Raw genomic sequence first — 20,453 nt, 5'->3', positions numbered from 1 at the left:
CAAAATAAAGTTCTCCTTTCTTTATCTTGAAGACTGAAACCTGTTTAAGTACTTCTATTTATATAGACGGATAATCCGGTGCTCATCTAACGCTTTTTTTCAAAAATTACATTATTTATTTTTTAATGTGGTTTTTAGGTGATAGTTCTGGTTTGATTTATTATTAGTCTTATATGGTAATGATTACATATTGAAAGCTTCGGTTTTTGGTAGTGGCGTATCTGTGGAAAAGTCTATTCACTATTGTTGTTATTTTGCTCTGGATTTCGGAGTATTGTTTAGTTTGAATCATACTTTAAAAAGGTTGGTTTTCTTTACTTCAATCTATTTAAAGTTTAATATTTACATATAGTATTTTTATTTACAAATTAGGGATATTATACTTTTATATGAACACAAAAAAAGAATGGGATGCGATTATGAAGGAATGGCTCTGCTTGATTAGTCAAGAATTTGGAACCCTATCACCGCGGTCTCAACAACTAATTTATCGTTCTTTTTATAAACTAATATATAGAGATATCGTCCTCATTTTGAATGATCACGCCACTGCAGAGGACATTATTCAAGAGGCTTTTTTGAAAATTCTAGAAACTGTTCAAAAAGGAAACATTACAAATTTACAAGCCTGGATGAGAAAGGTTGCACGAAATATGGCTTTGGACTACCTAAGAAAAAACTCGAAAATCCATTTTGTAGCGAACTGTCCTGTCGTTAATAGTGTTAAAAATGTTTTGAAATTAACTACAGACCAGATAAGTGTAAGCAAGAATGTTGAGAATAGGTTCAGAGATGACTTATTGCATCAGTCGATTGCTGAGCTGAATCCTAATTATCAAATAATGATTAAATTGTTTTACATAGAAGAATTGTCCTATAAAGAATTAGCTAGTAGACTTAGTCTTTCAGAAAAAGCGGTTAGCCAAAAACTTGCACGTGCCCGTAAAAAGCTATTTCAGAAATTTCAAACGAAATGGGCTGATTAGAAAGATTGTACGGTTATATTCATTGTGGAATTTATTTATCGGAGAAGGACGGAAGGCGTAGTTAAAGAGGTCTAGTCATATAGGACTTACAACGTGATAAATAAAAGACATAGGCGTCTGTTTGATAATCAAGAATGTTTAGATGCCTATGTCTTTTTTTATTAAGGATCAGGTAGTGAAAACTAATGACCCATCATCATCGCAGGGTCCGGTGCATCCTCTTCTTGCTCGTGATCATCCCTCAGCTTCGGCTTGCGCAGGATGATACTTAATAATACTCCTGCTACTGCAATGCCCGCTGATAGGAAGAAGGTATCGCCAAAGGCGAGTGACATATTATCCAGCATGTTGCTGCTAGCGCCTGTCTCGGACATATGGACCGTGATCTGTGACGAAAAATAGCCTGTCAGACCAGCAATGGCAAAGGATGTAACGACCTGCTGGCTAGCTGATGTCAAAGGCGTTACACGGCTGACGAGTCTGCGCGGCGCAGAGTTCAACACATGGGTGTTAAGCGGCATCATGGATAAGCCCATCCCCGCTCCCATCATGCCAATAGGGATCATAACGAGACCGATTGGGGTATCCGCCCCAATTTGGGATAGGGAGAACAAAGCGATTGTAATGATGGATAGTCCCGTTAAAGCTAACGGGCGAGCGCCCAACTTGTCGAACAGCTTACCGCTAATCGGCATAAAGATCATCGAGCAGATGGCCATCGGCAAGGTAGTCAGTCCGCTCTCAAGCGCAGAGAACCCGCGGACATTTTGTAGGTACAAAGGAATCATCAGCATCGATCCGAACAAGGCAATTTGTGAAATCCATGATAAAATAATACTGCGAGTAAAATCAGAGGAGCGGAACACGCGCAGCTCCAGCAGCGGTTGTTTTTGTAATAGCTCAACAATAATAAACAGAATGAGAGCCGATCCCCCTACGATTAATCCGGTTAAGGTTCGGGTGGAGCCCCAGTCTGTTCCCCCTTCGCTGACGCCGAATGCTAGCATAGCGAATGCGATAGGAGCAAGAATCATCCCCAAAATATCGAGTGCAGGAGCTTTTTGACGTTCAAGATTCGGCAGGAATTTATTACCAACAATTAAAGCGGCAATACCGATTGGTAGATTGATTAGAAAAATCCAGTGCCATGACGCAAAGCCGATCAGCCAGCCGGATAATATCGGGCCAATGGCAGGGGCTAGCAGCATTGGAATTCCGAGCATCCCCATAACAGCGCCGCGTTTGCTCTGTGGCGCCATTTTAAAGATCATGGCCATACCGATAGGGGAGACCATGCCGCCGCCAACGCCTTGAATGATTCGAAACAAAACAAGCTGCTCAGGCGTTTGCGCCAATGCACATAGGATGGAGCCCAGTGTGAACAGCGCGATAGTAATAAGAAATATTCGTTTTGCCCCAAATTTATCGGTCATCCATCCGGCAAGCGGGATAACAGCGGATAGAGCCAGCGTATAGCCAGTGATTGTCCACTGGATCGTTTTGAGCGAGCTGTCGAAATATTCTTGCAGGTTAGGAACAGCGACATTGACGACGGTACTGTCCAGAATAACCATCATCATGCCAATAATGACGGCCAGAAGCGGCGCCAAAATCGATTTGATGGAAAATTCCGGTTCTGAGGCTAACTGTGAAGCATTTGGTGTAGACATGTGTAGGCTCCTCGCCCTCTCTTGGGTTTTGTATACCGATCTGAGCTCAAAGAACCAGTCAGCCTAGCGAGCTGCTCCTTGACGAAGGAGGAGTAGATTTCGTAAACTTGACTAGTGGTTTCTTTGTAAAACTGGTCGGTCACGCTAGGCTTTATTTTATCGATTTTTTGCTGAAAGTCAAATGATTTTGAAAGAAGGGATTTTATTGAGCCTGATTAGAGACAGAATTATTGAGTCTGCCGTCCGCCATTTTATGGAGAAGGGCTATGCGGCAACATCGATTCAGGATATTTCCGATGATTGCGGAATCGCCAAAGGCTCCTTATATAAATATTTTCAGTCGAAGGAAGAACTATTCAAGGAAGTTCACAAAAGTCGGCAGCAGCTGCTGGATGATCAGCTTGCAGGGATTCATAAGGAAGAGGGGCTCTCGCCTCGTGAAGTTTTTGTGCGGGAAACGGAAGTGACGCTGGAGTTTTTTGTGATCAATAAGTTTATTATGCAGGAAATTAAGGAATTAATTAAAACGAAAAAGGAGCTAGCCCCTTTTTTCATCCAAATGAGAACGATGATGTACGACCTTCATAAAAACAGCCTGATTCGCCTGCTTGGTGAACAAATAACGCCTCATATTTGGGATATGGTGACGGTATATGGCGGGATCATTAAAGAGTTTAACTTCCTGATGATTTTTGAAAATAGACCGATCCGCATCCGGGATATCACCCTATTTGTTTTAGAACGGATGGAGGAGATGGCTGCAAATATTTTGGCCAAGCAGGAGAAGCCCATTTTAACGGACGTATTGATGTTCGATCGGATAAGCCAAGGAATGAAGTGCAAACAGATATCGATGGAAGAGAAGCGCAGCCAATTGCTGGACGCCTTGCTCGCTGTTATTAAGGAGCTGGCGATTACAGGCTCCAGACGGACCCAACTCGTCGATGCGACCGAGGCGCTTGCTGAGGAATTTGCACGTGACCAGCCAAAAGTGGTCATTATTCAGGCGCTGCTTGGTTTGCTTCAGCAGGAGCATGAGCTTAGGAGCCTCACCCTCCAGCTGGAGAAGTATGTGATGAAGCTTAAGAAGGATCATGTGGCCCCTGGGCCATGCTAATTCCGATGTTGCCATACTGTTCGCCGCGTTTCATACGTTTAAAGGCCTCTTTGATTTGAGGGAGCCCGTACACGCGATCGATGACAGGGTGCAGTTGGTGCTGCTCCATAAATGCCAGCATAGCGGCGAATTCCTCGCGGCTGCCCATGGAAGTGCCGATCACACTGACCTGAGGGAAAAATAACGCCCGGATCGGTATCGTGATTTCATCACCGGAGCTGGCGCCGAAGGTGACGATGCGTCCATTCGGCTTAATAACCTCGAAATATTGTCCGAAGGTTGCCGGTCCAATGCTGTCCAGAATCAAATCAACGGCATGCGGGCCCAAGCTGCTGCGCCAATCGCTATGGCTGTCCAATGCGATGCTTGCCCCTTGGGCGATTGCTGCCTGCTGCTTGGCTTTGCTGCGGGAAGTTGCACTTACCGTTGCTCCAGCTGCTAATGCCATCAGCATGGCGAAGGTAGCGACCCCGCCGCCAATGCCGAGAATCAAAACATGCTCGCCCCGCTGCAATTGCCCTTTAGTGAACAGCGCCCTGTAGGCGGTCAAGGCGGATAAGGGCAGCACGCCTGCTTCTTCCCAGCTTAAATAAGCTGGCTTGGGGAAAACATTTGCTGCAGGGACAATGACCGATTGGGCAAATGTCCCGCTCGTCGGGCCGCCTAATATGGCGGGCACCGCAGGGACCTCGGCTGTTTTTTCCCATCCTAAGCAGGGATGTATAATGACCTCGTCGCCAAGCTTGGAGAATCCGGCATTCGTTCCAATCGCTTCCACGATCCCAGCTCCGTCCGAGCCGAGAATAAGCGGAGCATCGGCAGCAGTTCGCACATCCATTAGGAATAAATCCCGATGATTGATCCCGGCTGCCTTCAGTCTTATTTTGACCTCGCCCACACCGGGCAGCAAATCTGCCCCTTCTTCATAATTCAACCCCTCTAAGCCACTTGCATTCTTATGTAAAATTGCCTTCATTTTAGGTCCTCCTGCCATTAATGGTTGATGAAATACTTAGCTAACCGCATTGTACACAGTGAAAACCATTAGGTAAAATGATTGAATTAGATAGTCGCTATCATAAATAATCATAGTGGAAAAGAGTTGGTGAGATGGAGAGCGGGGATTTGCGAATATTCCGTGCGGTTGCCCACGAGGGCAGTGCGACGAAGGCGGCTGAGGCGCTGAATTATGTGCAGTCCAATGTTACGACCCGAATACAATATTTAGAGTCGGAGCTGGGGCTCCCGCTATTCGTCCGCTCCAATCGAGGGATGACGTTAACGGAGGCGGGAGAAAATCTGCTGCAATACGCAGACCGTATCTTGGCCTTGCTGGATGAAGCGGCTCGTACAACCAAATATGCTGAGCAGCCAGCGGGACCGCTGCGAATCGGTTCGATTGAGACGACCGCAGCCACTCATTTGCTTCCGCTGCTTACCCGCTATCAGTCTGAATTTCCTGACGTCCAGCTATCGCTAGCTACAGGCGGTACCCATTCGCTCGTGCAAAGGGTTGTGAAGGGGGAGCTTGATGGCGCCTTTGTATATGGTCCGATCGAGGAGCGGGGAATCAGCAATGTACGGGCATTTTCTGAGGAGCTGGTGCTCATATCGGAAGCTGGCGGAGACAATATGGGCGATCTGCTGGCTAAGCCGATGCTTTTTTTTGACGTAGGCTGCACGCATCGTGCCAGAGCGGAGCATTTTTTACACGCAAGCGGGCTAACCTCCTATGAAATCCGTGAGTTCGGGACATTGGATTTAATCGTGAAGGGCGTATCGGCAGGCTTTGGCATCTCTTTGCTGCCGAAATCCTCAATTGCCAAGGCGGAAAGGGAGGGAGTAGTCTCTTCCCATCGACTGCCGGAGGCTTACCGGGAGCTGCCTGTCGAATTTATTTATCGCTCAGACATGTTGGATTCAAGTCCATTATTAGGCCTGCTAGCGTTGATTGGAGAAGGGGAGAAGGTTTTATGAAGCTAGAGAAAAGAAGGAGCAGGACAATGCCCAGGTAGAATTATTGATCCGGAGCTATTTGTTTAAAGCAATTTACTGTACATGCAGTAATGAGTCCATTTGGTCGAAACGACTAGCTTCCCGCAGCGTCAATCCATTGCCCAATCAGTTAATTACCAACTTATCCAATGTGCGGCAGTTATGTTGAGAGCAACATAAGTTGCTTTTGGTACGTCTATGCTACAAACAAGGGGGAGGAACATGAGGATAATATGGTGCGTTTTACTGGTGCTACTCATGGGGCTTGCGATCATAGCTTGCAGCGAACCTCAAGCTGAGAAGCTGACCACAAAGACATTGCAAGAACTCTACCCAGGGGATATTGCGAATGTGGATTCCATTGAAATTACTGACGGCAGCTCGGGCGAGCGGAAATTGTTCTCTAACAAAAAACAGATCCAAGAGTGGATCGATCAGTTGAAAAACATGAAATTCGAGCCTGATCCGAACCAAGAAGACAGGAGCGGCTTCCTGTACGCGGTATCTTTACGGGAAGGTCACGAGAGCAAGCTGGGATTCACTCCGAATTCGCAGGGCGGGCATTATTACATCCACAACGAGGAATTGAAAACCCGAATTCAAGAGTTTTTTGGAAACGGGAATTTCAAAAAAAATGATGAATAAGAACCACACCAAGGCGACATTCATTGCGCTAACGGTGAACGTCAGCATTCCTGTAGAGCGTTAATTAAGAGCTTTGCAAAAAGAAAAGCGTCTCGGCAGAACGAATGCAGCGTTGATGGGCAATCAAGCCAAAAGAAGCCTTTCTCGACCGTTTGGATGACGGTAGGGGAAGGCTTCTCTATGTGCGAGCAGCCGTTCGCCTACTCGCTAGCGCTCTATAACGAATGACTAGGCGATATAAGGCTGCACAACCGCTTTCACTCGCTCGAGCCCCTCCCACATATCTCCCGGCCCATCGTAGACGAGTACATAAGCGCCGTCAAATCCGGAGGCTTGTACCTGATCGAGGCAGCGGCGAAGCTCGGCTTGATCGGGATGGCCATGCTCATTATTCATCGCTTTCACATGGATCGAAACGCTGCGCAGAGCTGTGCGACCAATATCCTCATATTTGGCTGGCCCGCTGAAATTTCCGAAATCGGTAATCAAATCAAGCGAATCTCCTGCCTGCTCCAGCAGCTCCATACAGCTGTCACCTATACTCGTCAGCAATTTAAAGTTTTCGGTTACGACCTTCACCCTGCGCGAAGCGCCATAGTCTACCAGCTTAGCCAAAGCTTCGGCAGACTGGCGAATGGCCGCGTGATCAGTTGGCTCCGCTTCCCCGGCGATAATGCGCACCTGCTTGGCGCCGCAAGCTGCCGCTACGTCAATCCATTGCTGCATCAGCTGATAGTCAGCTTCTCGCCGTTCCGCCTCGGGAGATGTAAGATCGCCATAATCGACGAGCAGTGTGTCAAAGGATAGACATGCAGCCGAAAAAGAATCTTTTAGCTGCTGCAAATAGGCTGCATCCGTAGATGGAAAATGGAAATGGCATACCTCGATGGCTTGGTAGCCTTTGGCTGCTGCGACAGCTGGCAGCTCCAGCAGCGTCAGCTCTAAGGGCTGCTCATGATCCGTCGTTTGATGGGTTTGCGTCTCAGCGTCCCAAGACGTCCAATGAAGCGGGCCAAGCAGTCTATGCAGGCTCCAGCTGTTCAGCGATAAATATGACATACAACATCCCGCCTTATCTTTTCATGTGAATTACATAATAAGGTTATTGTACCACGCGCAAAATTTGCCGCAAGAGACTTTCCATTTTTCACAAAGCCTTGCTGTGGGCCGCGAGGAACCAGGACAATAGGGGCCAAATGCAATAGGACGCAAGAATATTGTCGAATTCAATCGAATGAGGGGTGGATGCAAACAAAACCCGATTTTGAATATAAGAGTCGAGGCCCTTGCTGCTGCCTCTGATATAAGCGATGATTTTAGGAAAAGCACGGTTTCCCTTTCGCTTGCTGTTGGCTAAGCCATTTCCAAGCGAGGGAGCCTGGCGAGGAATGGAGTGAACGACTAACCTATGAAAACATTTAAATCTGTTATGCTTCTCGGCCTTATGCTTTGCCTTATGCTGCCTTACACGGCCTTAGCACAGAGCGGTTCCAGTTCCAATAAAGCAATTGTTGCAAAGCCGCTTTCAGTCAGTCTGGCTTTTGACGGGGAGGAGCTTGAGCTGCCAAGCGGGCAGTATGTGTTTGAATTTCAGAGCCGGACTTATGTGCCCGTTCGATTCGTCTCCTTTGCACTACAGAAGACGGTGAAATGGAATAGCGAGACAGCGACGGTTACGGTAGCTGTACCAACGGCGGAAGAAGCGGCGGCATTGAAAGAGCAGCTCGCTGGCGTGATTGCTGCTGGAGAGGAAGCTGCTGTGGCTGCTGCTACACCAGTTTCGATTCGGCTTACAGCGGTGCAGGCTTCCTTCGTGTTTGAAGGGAAGGAGCAGGCTTTGCCCGAGAATCAGTCCGCTTATTATTATAAAGGCTCGATCTATGTGCCGCTCCGTTTTATGGCGGAAGCATCCGGTGCTGCGATTAAATGGGACAGCAAGACAGGCGCTGTAACAGGCGAAACAGCTGCGTATCAGCAGGAGCAGGCCGAAGCTGGCGGCAGTGAAGGAAGCGGCGAAGGCTCGGCGGGCAGCGGCGATACTCAACCGGGTACCACAGAAGGCAGCCAACCAGGCACAGGCGGAAGCGGCCAGCCTGTGACCGGCGGCGGAATAGTCGACAATACGCCGAAGCTGGCGTATGAGGTCATTACAAGCGAGGCGGAAGCCAAGCTTGATACGCTCAAAACCGAAGCTACCTCGACGCTGACGAATTTGTATATGACATTTGTGGCAGCGCGGGATGAAGCGACTAAGGAGCAGGTGAAGCTGCAAGCCCAGACGGAGGTTGCCCGAATTAAAAGCGATTTTGAAGCGATATTAGCGGATACGGAAGCGAGGCTGACGGCCAACGGGCACAGCACAGCTGTTATTGCAGAGTACCGCGCCGCATTTGAGAAGGATTTGGCGACTGTGCTTTCCTATGCTGAATCGTTGGCGTAATACCCTGTATACAATAAGCAGCTCATTCTAAAGCGGGCAGGTCGCTTTGAACGTTTTATAGCTAGTCGATGAAAGGTCCCCGGGTCCACTGTCGGGGGCTTTTCGTTTATTTTTTAAATTCTAAGCGGATATAAGTTTCATCCTTATATCCGCTTAGAATTCTAGGGCAAAGCTCTTCGCTCGTCCCAGAAGGACGACAAAGTCGTTTTTGCTTGCAAGGTGCCGTGTTAGCAAGTTGTAGCTGGGAATGAAAATTTGATACAATTAGGATCAAAAATGAAACAATTTGTTTCGAAAGAGCGGAATGAAGGGATAGGAGCTGATCAAGGTGGTAACTAGGAGCAACCGTTATATAATAGGGATATGGCTTGTTATTTTGGCCGCTTGGATTTTGTTTGTGTTTCATCTCTCCTCACAGTCCTTCGACCAGCAGACGATTAAGCCGAAGCTGCAAGCGTGGATTGGGCAGGAGCAGCTGATCCGGCTGTTGCCTGATTTGTCGATTACGTATTTAGGCAAGACGATCGAGGCCAAATCGAACCCGTATCATTTTGTCGAATTTATTTTTCGCAAGAGCGCCCATCTGTTCGTTTATGCTATGCTAGGAGCAATCTGGTTTATGCTGCTGCGCGTCGTCATGAAGGGCCGTTTGCTTGCACCGGCGATTCTGTCGCTTCTTGCGGCGGTGAGCCTGGCGGCGCTTGATGAGCGCAACCAATTAACCAGCCTGAACCGGACGGGCAACCGTATGGATGTGGTCGTTGATTTTACAGGAGCGTGCATCGGAATTGCGGTGTGCCTGCTTCTGCTGGCAATGGTGAAGCTGTTTTTCAGAAAAGGAAGGTCGCGTTAAATTAAAATATAGTGAAAGGATATGTTCTTCCCATCCTTTCACTATATTTCTCGGACTGAAACGCGCTGCTCCGCCAGAGAACGGCGACAGCCGTTTCACCTTGAAATATAGGAAAGGATATGATTTCGCCATCCTTTCACTATATTTCTCGGACTGAAACGCGCTGCTCCGCTAGAGAACGGCGACAGCCGTTTCACCTTGGCAGCGCCGCTGTTCATCAGGCCTGGACAATCCTTCTTCTCAGCCCCTGTCAGACATCATTTAGAACGGAGTGACTTGTGTCTGTGAATAGCGCAAACTTAACGCTGCATACGGATAAATATCAGATCAACATGATGTATGCGCATTGGAAAAATGGAACGGCAGATACGCCAGCGGTATTCGAGGCGTATTTCCGCAAGCTGCCTTTTGGCAATGGATATGCTGTATTTGCGGGACTTGAACGCATTGTGAAATATATGGAAGAGCTGTGCTTTGGCGAAGAGGAGCTTGCCTATTTGGCTGAGCAGGAGGAGCAGTACGAGCCGGCTTTTCTAGAACGGCTGCGGCAGTTCCGCTTCAAAGGCAGCATGTATGCGATGGAGGAAGGCACGATCGTATTCGCTAATGAGCCGCTGATTCGCGTAGAGGGTACGATATTTGAATCGCAGCTTATTGAGACGGCGCTGCTGAACTTTATGAATTACCAGACGCTGATTGCGACGAAAGCCTCGCGTATTGTGCAGGTTGCGGACGGCGATACGCTGCTGGAGTTTGGGACAAGGCGGGCGCAGGAGGCGGATGCCGCCGTATGGGGCGCGCGTGCCGCTTATATCGCCGGCTTCCATGCGACGTCCAATATGCGCGCGGGAATGCTGTTCGGGATCCCGGCTAAAGGGACTCATGCCCACTCCTGGGTGCAGGGGCATGATACCGAGGAAGAAGCATTCATGAAATATGCCGAGGCGCTGCCGGATCAGGTGACGCTGCTCGTCGATACGTACGATACGCTGGAAAGCGGCGTGCCGAATGCGATTAAGACGGCTCGCTGGCTCGAGAGCCAAGGCAAGCAGCTCAGCGCGATTCGCCTCGACAGCGGCGACCTCGCGCTATTGTCCAAGGAGGCGCGAAAGCAGTTGGATGCTGCGGGGCTGCCGCATGTGAAAATCGTCGCATCGAATGATCTCGATGAGACGCTGATCTTTAACCTCAAGGCGCAGGGGGCGCGCATTGATACGTGGGGTGTGGGCACGCAGCTGATTACCGCTGCGGACCAGCCTTCGCTGGGCGGCGTGTACAAGCTGACCGCACGCTGGAAGGACGGGCGTTACGTGCCCGTCATCAAGCTGTCTGCGAACCCCGAGAAGGTGACGACGCCGGGGCGCAAAGATGTGTTCCGTATCCGCAACCTGAATACGGGGAAGGCGCGTGCCGATTATATTGCATTATGCGGCGAGGAAGAGAAGCCGGACGGCAGCAGGCTTAAGCTGTTTGATCCGCTGCACCCGTATTTGTACAAATACGTGAACGGCTATGAGGCTGTTCCGCTGCTGAAATGTATTTTCGACAAGGGCAGCCTCGTTTATGAGCTGCCGTCCCTTGCGCAGGTTAGGCAGTTCCATCAGGAGCAGCTGAGCAGCTTTCTGCCGGAAGTGAAGCGCAAGCTGAACCCGGAATTTTATCCGATTCATCTAAGCGAGAAAACGTGGCAGATGAAGATGGATTTGATTCAGCAGCATCAAGAGTAGCAGCGCGAATAGCTGCATCATGAGCTGCGATTAGCTGGGCGACTAGAATAGAACAAAGCAGCAGAAAGAAGGTTGTTACGATGCTGATGAATGAGAAAATCAAAGCCTCTGAGGTGGAGCTGACTGGCCTAAACGGCGAGCCGCTTGGCGTCGTTTCCCGCGCCGAGGCACTCGCGCTGGCGAAGCAGCACAAGGCAGATCTCGTATGCTTGTCCATTATGAGCAGTCCGCCGCCCTGCAAGCTGATGGGACGCGGTACTGCGAAGCAGGAGGCCAGCCAGGCCAAGCGGCAGGAGAAGGCGCAAGGCCAGCCAGTGAAGGTGAAGGAGCTGCGCCTTGGCATTGATATTGAACAGCATGATTATGACACGAAGCAGCGCCAGGCAGTGAAGCTGCTGGAGTCGGGTCATGCGGTGCAGCTCGTCGTTCGCGTTCAAGGAGGCAAGCAGGGGACTGCTGGCAAGGCGCTGCTGGAGCGCCTGCTAGCTGATCTGGCAGAGCAAGGCAAGCCGCAGACAGGCATTCAAGTAAGCGGCAAGCAGGTAATGGTACAAGTTAACCCGTCATGAACTGGCGCATAATCGCTGATTAGCATATTTTGGGATGCCCAAAGCATAAAAATCGGTTATAGTAATGATACAGAGGTAAATACTAACGCTGAGGTGATTTTAATGCCATTAAAAACACGCATTCAAGAGCTTAAAGCTCAACTTCCGAAGGAACATCAGGAATTATCCCATTATGTAGAGCATGCCCTTCAGGCGTTGGAAAACTTTGAGTCGGAGCACCGCCGTTTCGCTGCCACACAGGCAGTGGCCGGAGTGAGAATTTCGGGCGCAGAGGAAGTTGTCTTTTACGAAACGATTGCCAAGATCAAGGAAGAGCTTGTGAACACCTTGCATAAGACAGTGGAGGACTACGTTCACAAAGGCGATAAAAACTGGAGCAAAAACTTTAAAGACGGCATCGACTAGAGTGCCAAGCTAAATAACCCGACTATACAAAAAAGCAAGCCTGCCTTGACCCGCGAAAATAACACTTCGTCGGTTGAGGCAGGCTTGTTAAATTTTTAGGCTGCATAGGCAGACAAGTCGTTTAATTGGACACGTCCGGCTCTTTGAGTGGTTCTTTGTCTTTAGCCTTCTTGCGGTCAAAGCGGAATACTTTGTTCATGCCGTTGTAAATGAGCTTGGATTCCTTAGTGAGCAATGGCCCCAAAATCGCAAGCAGCAGTACATATAAGGCAGCAAAGGGCTGAAGCAATTCCATTAATCCTCCGGCTTTGCCGAGATTCGCCATAATAATCGAAAACTCGCCACGCGAGACGATCGTCAGTCCAATATTCGCAGAAGCTTTAGGCGATAGCCCTGCGCTTTTGCCCGCCAGCATGCCTGCGAGCACGTTCCCGAATAGCGTAAGGGCAACAGCACCTAGCGATAACCATACTGCGCCTCCGAGCGCTGTTGGATCAATCGTCAGACCGAAGCTGAAGAAGAATATTGCGCCGAAGAAATCACGGAAAGGCAAGATCAGATGCTCGATCCGTTTCATATGAGCGGTTTCGGCAAGTACTAGTCCCACGAGAAGGGCGCCGATTGCTTCAGCGACGTGAATCGTTTCGGAAAAGCCTGCAACGAGAAACAACGCGCCAAAGATCAACAGAAGAAACAACTCATTCGAGCGGATATTTAATATTTTGTTCAACAGAGGAACAGCTTTGCGACCAACTACGAGTACAAGGAGCATAAATCCAAGCGCATAGGATGCGGAGAGGAGTACACCGCCAACCGAGCTGGAGCCGCTGAGTACAAGCCCGGAGAGGATGGAAATATACACAGCGAGGAAAACATCCTCGAACATAATAATGCCTAGAATCATCTCGGTTTCACGATTCGCGGTTCGCTTCAAGTCCACGAGCACCTTCGCAACGATGGCGCTTGAAGAGATCGTTGTAATACCGGCCATTATGAGCGTTTCCTCAAGCGGGAAGCCTAGGGAGAAGCCATAAACAAGTCCAAGCGTGAAATTGATAACAATATAAATGGTACCGCCTACAGCGATGTTTTTACCTGATTTCATCAGACGTCCGACCGAAAATTCCAGACCGAGATAGAAGAGCAGGAACAATACGCCTAATCGGCCGAGAAATTCAATGAAGGGGGCGCTTTCGATAAAGCGGAAATCGAAAATGCCGAATTTTGGAGCATGCGGCCCCACAGCCATCCCGATCAAAATATAAAACGGAATGACTGAAAATTTTACTTTATTTGCTAATAAGCCGACTAGGGCAATCAAAGTGACGGCGAGACCAATCTCCAGCACCAGATGATCCATAATTAACGGCTCCCATTCACGAGCAATTGCTTAAGCGTCTTAAGATGCGGGCGTTCACCTGCAACAATCAGTGTAGAGTCGGCTTTGAAAATATAATCCGGACCCGGATTAATATGCTTGCCATCTTTGTCAATCGCGGCGATAATCGTCGTCCCCGTCCGCTTGCGGATATCCGAACCCCCGATCGTTTTGCCTACGCAGCTTGCGCCGGCTTCGACTTTATACCACTCAATGGTCAAATCGTCGAGCGCGACTTCAATCGTCTCAAGCGCCTTCGGCGTATAGGTCATTCCTCCAATAATGGCAGCAACCTGACGGGCCTCCTCGTCATCCATAGATACCATGGAAATGCTGTCATCCGGATCATCATATTCAAAATGGTACATTTCTCTTCTTCCGTCATCATGGATGACGACAACGAGCTTGTCGCCGCCTCTCGTCTCCATTTGATACTTACGTCCAATGCCTGGTAAATCCGATTCTCTAATATTCATTTTCGCCAGCTCCTATATCGTGAGTTTGTGTGGTTATCGTGATAGGACGGATACGTATAATGCTGGCAATCGACTATATAAAGCTTCCGGTGAATTTAACAGGCATCAAAAATAAATCCTTTATTTGCTGCGGTATAAAGGCACGGCGAATGGATAGTGGGATCAGCCGCTGCTTTCGGCATGCGAGCAAGCCTAAAATGAGGGTGATGCCTATAAGCGTTGTCTGGGAAAGCTGCTTCAAAATACCGGAATGATATCGGATCGCCACACCATGATGATCGCCTGTTGCAATCGTTAATTGATCGGAGGGAGATTTCAGTTCGGGCAAGTCCTCCGCTTGATAAGCAAATAGTATGGCTGTGCATAGCAAGGCTAATATGATCAGGCCTTTCACTAGCCGGCTTTGCCTTGCCAACTGCTGCAAAACATGGTTGTTCATCTGTTCACCCCCTGTCTCTTATTACTATTATAAATGATTGTAGGCCGAATGTCACAAGGCTGCTGCGAAAGGTATTGACGTTGTCCCTAGTGAAGGATACACTGGGGGGAATTAAATGAAATAAGCATTTTTTCCAGTTGGAAGGAGATTGAATGATGAGTGAAGCGAATAAGGCGATTTCGCCGTTAGTTGAAGCATTGGGCTTAAAACCGCATGTAGAGGGCGGTTGGTATAAAGAATTGTGGAAGGCTTCCTTCCAAATTCCGCAGGAGCTGCTTGGTGAAGCTTATTCTGGACCGCGTGCCGCAGCGTCCTCGATTTATTTTTTATTGCACCCGCATGAGATGTCGGATTGGCATAAAGTACTATCTGATGAGCTGTGGATTTGGCATTCGGGCGGCCCAATTACGCTCTCCCTAGGCGGCACTGCAGACGATCCAACGCTCAGAAAGGAAATTATTGTAGGCGGCGATGTGCTGAACGGCCAGCAGCCGCAAGCGGTAGTGCCAGCAGGCGAGTGGCAAATGTCGCAGCCGATTGGCGATGAGCCATCGCTGTTCTCCTGTATTGTTTCTCCGGGGTTCCATTATGATGATTTCCAATTAATTAAACGTTAATCCAAACTTTCAAACGATTTTTTAAAAGGGGCTGTCCAATAAGTCCCTAAATAAAGAGTTGGGCGGAAAAACGTAATGTTTTCCGTCCAACTTTTTTTGTGCGAGTGCTTGTGCAGAAAGGTAGCGAGGCGGATGCCTGCCACCTTAAAGAGATTGAAGGTCAAGGGATGACTACTCATAGCTATAAGCTATTTGAACGTTTACAACGAAATGAAGGACGCCCCGATTGGCGTCCTTCACAGATACTAGCTAAGTGAATCCAACAACTTCTTCAACTGTGGGTTAAGCTCCAGCACATTCAAGATGATCTGCAACGCTTCTGCACGTGTGGCATTGCTCTTGGGTTCGAATTTCCCATCCCCTTTACCGCTAACGATACCTGCTTGCGCTTCTGCTTTGATTTCGCTAGCTGCATAAGAACCATTCAGATCATTGAAATTGCCTTTTGCCCGGTCCTTCGCCAGGTCGTTAAGGTTTACAATGCGGGACAGCATGACAACCATTTCTTCACGTGTAATCGTGTTATCCGGCTTGAACATACCGTCCTTGTAGCCTTTGATTACCCCTGCCGCTACAAGGTTCTCAATCGCTTCTTTCGTCCAGCTATCACCAATATCCTTCATTACAATACTCGTATGGCTGCCACCTTGGATATCGAACACGCGATTCAGAATCGTTGCAAACTCAGCGCGTGTGATCGGACTATTCGGCCTAAACGTACCCTCTTCGTAGCCTTTAATCAGTTGCAATTTGATGAAAACATCGATCGTCTTTTCAGCCCAGTGCCCTTGCGTGTCAGCAAAATCAATTGTAGCGTTTGCATTCTTCGCTTCCGCTACTTTGGCTTCAATCGTCTTTACTAAATTGGTTTCATTCACAATGCTACTGTTAAATACATCAACCGTAGGCTCTGGAGAACCAGGTGTCGATACCGGATCAGGTGTCGCAGGCGTTGAAGATGGCGTCGATGTATTACTGCTGCTGGACGGCTTTCTCGGCGTTACGGAATTAGAGGCGTCGGAGGCCACGCTGCTGCCCGTGCTATTGACAGCTTGCACCGTAAACGTATACGTAACTCCGTTGGATAGCCCTGTTACCGTGATCGGGCTCCCCGTCCCTGTTACGGTTATCGTTCCCGGCATAGCCGTAACTTTGTAGGAAGTAATGTCGCTTCCGCCATTCGCCGGGGCAGTGAAGCTTACCGACGCTTGTCCATTGCCAGCTACCGCAGTTACGCTCGTTGGAGCCGATGGAACCGTTCGCGGCGTTGCGCTCACTTCATTGGACGCAGTACTGTCTCCTCCCGGGTTCGTCGCTTTGATCACAAAATAGTACGTTGTGCCGTTCGTTAATCCGGTTACATCATAGCCATATACCGAATCGCTTACCGAGACTTCCTCTGATCCATAAACGCCAGAGGTCGTGCTTTTGAATATTTTGTACCCCGTGGAACCGATCACCGGATTCCACGTTAGGCTTATTCGGGCATCTCCCGGTGTAGCTGGCCCCGGCACCGGTACTCCAGGCGCTGCAACCTGCGGTGTTGCGCTCTTCTCGTTCGACGCGCTGTCTCCGACCTCGTTCTCGGCTTTCACCTTGAAGTAGTACGTCGCTCCGTTCGTCAATCCCGACCACTCGTACTCGTATACATTAGCTGCTACTGTGCGTTCTTCCGCCCCGGCAAAGTTGCCTGCCGTCTCGCTTTTGTATACTTTGTAAACGGACGCGCCGCTTGACGGCGTCCAGGTCAACGTAACTTTGGCGTCGGATTCCGAAGCTACAAGCTCGGGCGTGCCCGGCACGTTCTTCACAGTGAGCTGCGCAGCGTTCGACGTGTCGGTTTGCCCGGCGCCGCTAGCGACCACGGCGCGATACTGGCGTCCCGACATATCGCCGGTTACCGCCGACAGATTCAACGTCGCTCCGTTCTGACCCGCCATGTTCGTGAAGCCTTCCCCTATATCCTCCTGCCATTGATAGACAAGGTTTCCGCCTGTCGCCGTCACGCCGAAGCTTGCGCTGTCGCCTACTTTCGCGAGTATGCTCTGCGGATGACTAGTAATCGACAGACGCTGGTACACGACCTGCGTCACCGTAAATGTTGCTCCCGCCGCCATCTTGTTGGCTGATACGTTGACCGTCGCCGTATACGTGCCCGGCGTGAGGCCGTCTTTTGCTTTGACGGTGAAGGAAGTGCCTTCCTCTACGGTATTCAACATATTCGGCTGCGGCTGCGTCAAAACGAAATTGTTTGCATTCGCACCGCTAAGCTGTGCTTGCAAATTAGCGAGATTCCCGCTGCCCGTACGTTGCGTCTCAATCGTTCGCGTTTCCTGAGACCCGGCATCATACCCTTGGATCAGCGGACTTAACGTCTGGTTGTCAATGGGCGCTACCGTATATCCGAGAACCGTGATCGTTTTATTATCCGTATCATAGTTCGTCGAAGTTTGATAATCCACTTCGTAAAATGTCAATTCCCTGTTTATGGAAATGTGGTATACGCCCGGCACGGCATCTTCCGCTATTTTCAAGTTCCAATCGATGACAAAGCGGTTCTGATTGCCGACTTGAACCCAATTTTCTCCAAAGCTATGGTCAAAAAAAGTGGTGCCCCATCCCTCAAGTTCAGGAAGTGGTTGGAAATCCACATATGCGTTGTTCACGGCGGTCAGATCCACATAAAGTTTCACCGTGATTGTATCTCCGGGGCTTCCCGTTATGTCGCTGACGAAGCCTATCTGTCCCCTGCCGGCAGCCTCACTGACAGGTACTCCGACCGTGAATGCCAGGCAAACAACGAAAAAGGATATTAGAATGCTTCTGATCTGTCTCAACTGCTTCTCCTCCATTACGATTGGGCGTTCACAACTAAAGCAAAACTGCACAAGTTGCGACTACTTTCGACATCATTCTACACCACTGCTTCAAAATAGGGATTCTTAAAAGTGAATGCTGTTGCATTCGTAACACCTTACGAAAAAGTGATACTAAATACCATAGTGATTCTATCTTAGCAGGGTTGATTTGCCCATTTGTGAAATGTAAAGAAAACTTTAAGATTGCAATTGCAACGCACTTCTGGCAATTAGCATATATCCGGCCCCTAAGAGATGTCCGAGCACACCGGACGATCCGAGGCCGATTATGGGGTATTGGATAGCTCGGTGCAAAGTCGAGGTGGAGAGCGTATTGGGTCACATCAAGGGCAACCGCTCGTTTCGTCGCTTCTTGTGGCTTTAGCCCATAACCTTCTGAAGGTGGTGGGCATCCGCCTCTCCACTTTTCTAAGAAAACAGCTACACAAAAAGGTTGGACAGAAAACTGTACGTTTTCTCGCCCAACCTTTTTATTTTGGGGACTAATTAGACAGCCCCTTTTTTATTATAAGCTGGATGTCCTGAAGCAAGCGGAATAGCCCGCTCATGCCTCTGCACGCGTATCCTCAGAAGCTTGCTGCTCCTGCTTCCTATGCCAGCGGATGAACAGCTCGGCAAGTTCAGGGTCCCACTGGGTTCCCTTGCCTTCCTCCAAAATGCTGAGCGCTTTGCTCACGGTCATGCCCTTGCGGTAGGGGCGATCAGAGGTCATCGCATCGAAGGCATCGGCGATGGCAATAACCTTGCCGAGCAGCGGAATATTTTCGCCTGTCAGCCCGTCGGGATAGCCTTTGCCATCAAAGCGCTCATGATGGGAGCGCACGCCCGGAAGCAGATGCTCCATTGCGTCAGCCGGCTCAATGCGCCGCAAAATATTTTCGCCTAAAATCGGATGCTGCTTAATCTGGTCGAATTCCTCATCGGTCAGCTTGCCGTCCTTCAGCAGCACGGCGTCGCGGACACCGATTTTGCCAATATCATGGAGCAGCGCCGATTTGCGAATCGTATCCAGTACGGAATCGTCCCAGCCAGCGAGCTGCCCGATGAGGACGGAATATTCAGCTACGCGCTCCGAATGTCCTGCAGTATAGTGGTCGCGGGCTTCAAGCGCCGCAGCGAGTGTAATGAAATAGCTTTGCAGCAGCTGGGCATTGCGCTTCTCACGTTCCTTCAATCCATCGACCATATGATTAAAGCCTGCAACGAGCTTAGAAAATTCATCCGAATAAATATCCTCGGCCTTATGGTCGAGGTTGCCCTCTTGAACGCTGACCATCGCCTGCTGGAGCGTCTCAATGGGCGACTGAATATCTTTGGCGAGCAGCGATGCGCTAAGCCAGGAAAATAAAATGCCAATTACGAGAATGATGATGGCCCATTGCCAATAGGCGGCGGAAGTGGAGTCGGTACTGGCGAAACCCTCTATGCGAATTTGCGTTGCGAGGCTGAACATAAGCATCGGAAGCGTCCCAATAATAAAAGCGCTGAGCAAAAACTTGCGCCTGATCGTCATCAAAACCTGCCCCTCGAGCGTCAAATCAGCGTTAAACCGTTTAATATGCAGCGCGCGTATATGCGTAATGAGCGGTGGGATCGCCCTAGTTGTCAGAAAAAACTCAAGCATGGCATGCATCGCCGCAATAAGCACCGCACATGCCGCACCTATTGCAATATAGTAGTAAGGAAATACGATCCATTGCAGCTTTATACCTATATAAGTGAGACTGCCCACGGGAATCGCCAGACCTAGAAAGTGGGGGCCGACGGTTCGCTTAACCGATAGGAGCGGAAAGTTATGTACTTGCAGATAGGCCTCTCGGAGCTGGGCAGAAGTAGCTTCTATGTAAAAAATAACGCGAATAGGCTTAATGTGCCGCTTGAAAGCCAGCCATTCACAGCTGAACATGATGAGCAGCGAAACGATAAGCAGAAGCGCCAGCCGAAAAAATTCAATGCTGGTCAGCTGCAAGGTTGAAAAAATCAGAATGCTTCCAACCCCAAGTACAGCGACAGACCCGCCAAACAGATAATTACGGATAAGCTGAACAAGAAATTTTTTGAAAATAATTACATCAGGCTGTTCATCGCTTATCATTTGTTTCATAGACAGGCTCCTCACTTCAAGTGGAAAATGAGATTTCTGAAGACCAACCTCTTCTACAGGTTATCACACATGCAGAAGACCGCAATAGAAAGTTGAAAGCCGCAATTATCATCGTAGACAGGGCCGGGAAACTGCTATATGATGAACCAATCG

The 20,453-nt window shown here is 49.2% G+C and carries 18 protein-coding genes; 10 read left to right on the top strand and 8 right to left on the bottom strand.

Annotated features, from left to right (window positions below; all coding sequences use genetic code 11):
- Positions 1-389 precede the first annotated feature (389 nt).
- Positions 390-986 (top strand): RNA polymerase sigma factor, encoded by a 597-nt coding sequence (locus ACSR9A_RS09150; RefSeq protein ID WP_473756859.1) that lies wholly within the window; start codon positions 390-392, stop codon positions 984-986.
- A 182-nt stretch (positions 987-1,168) separates the two neighbouring features.
- Here the strand turns inward: ACSR9A_RS09150 and ACSR9A_RS09145 are convergent, their stop codons facing one another.
- Positions 1,169-2,656: a DHA2 family efflux MFS transporter permease subunit gene (locus ACSR9A_RS09145; protein ID WP_473756858.1), complete on the bottom strand. Its 1,488-nt coding sequence runs from the start codon at positions 2,654-2,656 to the stop codon at positions 1,169-1,171.
- Between the two features lie 205 nt (positions 2,657-2,861).
- Between ACSR9A_RS09145 and ACSR9A_RS09140 the strand changes: the two genes are divergently transcribed.
- Positions 2,862-3,773, top strand: coding sequence for a TetR/AcrR family transcriptional regulator (locus ACSR9A_RS09140; protein WP_473756857.1), 912 nt, complete (start codon positions 2,862-2,864; stop codon positions 3,771-3,773).
- Here the strand turns inward: ACSR9A_RS09140 and ACSR9A_RS09135 are convergent.
- The gene (locus ACSR9A_RS09135) at positions 3,739-4,749 is read right to left on the bottom strand and encodes a zinc-binding dehydrogenase (RefSeq protein WP_473756856.1); all 1,011 of its coding nucleotides are present in this window, start codon (positions 4,747-4,749) and stop codon (positions 3,739-3,741) included. The genes ACSR9A_RS09140 and ACSR9A_RS09135 overlap by 35 nt on opposite strands.
- A 134-nt stretch (positions 4,750-4,883) precedes the next feature.
- On the opposite strand from ACSR9A_RS09135, the gene ACSR9A_RS09130 reads away from it, so the two are divergent.
- Positions 4,884-5,750 carry a LysR family transcriptional regulator gene (locus tag ACSR9A_RS09130; RefSeq protein WP_473756855.1) on the top strand — a complete coding sequence of 289 codons (867 nt, stop codon included), beginning with the start codon at positions 4,884-4,886 and terminating at the stop codon, positions 5,748-5,750.
- A gap of 240 nt (positions 5,751-5,990) precedes the next feature.
- Positions 5,991-6,413 carry a hypothetical protein gene (locus tag ACSR9A_RS09125; protein ID WP_473756854.1) on the top strand — a complete coding sequence of 141 codons (423 nt, stop codon included), beginning with the start codon at positions 5,991-5,993 and terminating at the stop codon, positions 6,411-6,413.
- A gap of 228 nt (positions 6,414-6,641) precedes the next feature.
- Here the strand turns inward: ACSR9A_RS09125 and ACSR9A_RS09120 are convergent, their stop codons facing one another.
- Positions 6,642-7,472, bottom strand: a complete 831-nt coding sequence (locus tag ACSR9A_RS09120; protein WP_473756853.1) for a sugar phosphate isomerase/epimerase family protein — start codon at positions 7,470-7,472, stop codon at positions 6,642-6,644.
- 349 nt (positions 7,473-7,821) lie between these two features.
- On the opposite strand from ACSR9A_RS09120, the gene ACSR9A_RS09115 reads away from it, so the two are divergent.
- The 5 genes from ACSR9A_RS09115 (at position 7,822) to ACSR9A_RS09095 (ending at position 12,407) form a co-directional block, all read left to right on the top strand.
- Positions 7,822-8,853: a stalk domain-containing protein gene (locus tag ACSR9A_RS09115; RefSeq protein ID WP_473756852.1), complete on the top strand. Its 1,032-nt coding sequence runs from the start codon at positions 7,822-7,824 to the stop codon at positions 8,851-8,853.
- A gap of 328 nt (positions 8,854-9,181) precedes the next feature.
- On the top strand, positions 9,182-9,706 hold the full coding sequence (locus ACSR9A_RS09110; protein WP_473756851.1) for a VanZ family protein: 525 nt from the start codon (positions 9,182-9,184) through the stop codon (positions 9,704-9,706).
- Between the two features lie 284 nt (positions 9,707-9,990).
- Positions 9,991-11,433 carry a nicotinate phosphoribosyltransferase gene (locus tag ACSR9A_RS09105; protein WP_473756850.1) on the top strand — a complete coding sequence of 481 codons (1,443 nt, stop codon included), beginning with the start codon at positions 9,991-9,993 and terminating at the stop codon, positions 11,431-11,433.
- Between the two features lie 80 nt (positions 11,434-11,513).
- Entirely contained in the window at positions 11,514-12,002 is a 489-nt protein-coding gene (gene infC / locus ACSR9A_RS09100) for a translation initiation factor IF-3 (protein WP_473756848.1), read from the top strand.
- Between the two features lie 102 nt (positions 12,003-12,104).
- A complete protein-coding gene (locus ACSR9A_RS09095; protein WP_473756847.1) occupies positions 12,105-12,407 on the top strand; it encodes a hypothetical protein in 303 nt (100 codons plus the stop codon).
- A 121-nt stretch (positions 12,408-12,528) separates the two neighbouring features.
- Here ACSR9A_RS09095 and ACSR9A_RS09090 read toward each other — a convergent pair whose 3' ends face one another.
- The 3 genes from ACSR9A_RS09090 to ACSR9A_RS09080 form a co-directional block, all read right to left on the bottom strand.
- The gene (locus ACSR9A_RS09090) at positions 12,529-13,767 is read right to left on the bottom strand and encodes a cation:proton antiporter (protein ID WP_473756846.1); all 1,239 of its coding nucleotides are present in this window, start codon (positions 13,765-13,767) and stop codon (positions 12,529-12,531) included.
- Between the two features lie 2 nt (positions 13,768-13,769).
- Positions 13,770-14,261 carry a cation:proton antiporter regulatory subunit gene (locus ACSR9A_RS09085; protein ID WP_046229531.1) on the bottom strand — a complete coding sequence of 164 codons (492 nt, stop codon included), beginning with the start codon at positions 14,259-14,261 and terminating at the stop codon, positions 13,770-13,772.
- A 73-nt stretch (positions 14,262-14,334) separates the two neighbouring features.
- The gene (locus tag ACSR9A_RS09080) at positions 14,335-14,700 is read right to left on the bottom strand and encodes a hypothetical protein (protein WP_341280684.1); all 366 of its coding nucleotides are present in this window, start codon (positions 14,698-14,700) and stop codon (positions 14,335-14,337) included.
- A gap of 155 nt (positions 14,701-14,855) precedes the next feature.
- On the opposite strand from ACSR9A_RS09080, the gene ACSR9A_RS09075 reads away from it, so the two are divergent.
- Complete coding sequence (locus ACSR9A_RS09075; protein WP_046229529.1) at positions 14,856-15,317, top strand: cupin domain-containing protein; 462 nt, start codon at positions 14,856-14,858, stop codon at positions 15,315-15,317.
- A 245-nt stretch (positions 15,318-15,562) separates the two neighbouring features.
- Here ACSR9A_RS09075 and ACSR9A_RS09070 read toward each other — a convergent pair whose 3' ends face one another.
- Positions 15,563-18,154, bottom strand: a complete 2,592-nt coding sequence (locus tag ACSR9A_RS09070; RefSeq protein ID WP_473756845.1) for an S-layer homology domain-containing protein — start codon at positions 18,152-18,154, stop codon at positions 15,563-15,565.
- 586 nt (positions 18,155-18,740) lie between these two features.
- Positions 18,741-20,300: an HD domain-containing phosphohydrolase gene (locus tag ACSR9A_RS09065; RefSeq protein ID WP_473756844.1), complete on the bottom strand. Its 1,560-nt coding sequence runs from the start codon at positions 20,298-20,300 to the stop codon at positions 18,741-18,743.
- Positions 20,301-20,453 lie beyond the last annotated feature (153 nt).

The sequence above is a fragment of the Paenibacillus sp. R-74696 genome (assembly GCF_055814915.1).
Note: the sequence above shows the minus strand (reverse complement) of the source record. Positions and strands in the feature narration are given on the sequence as shown.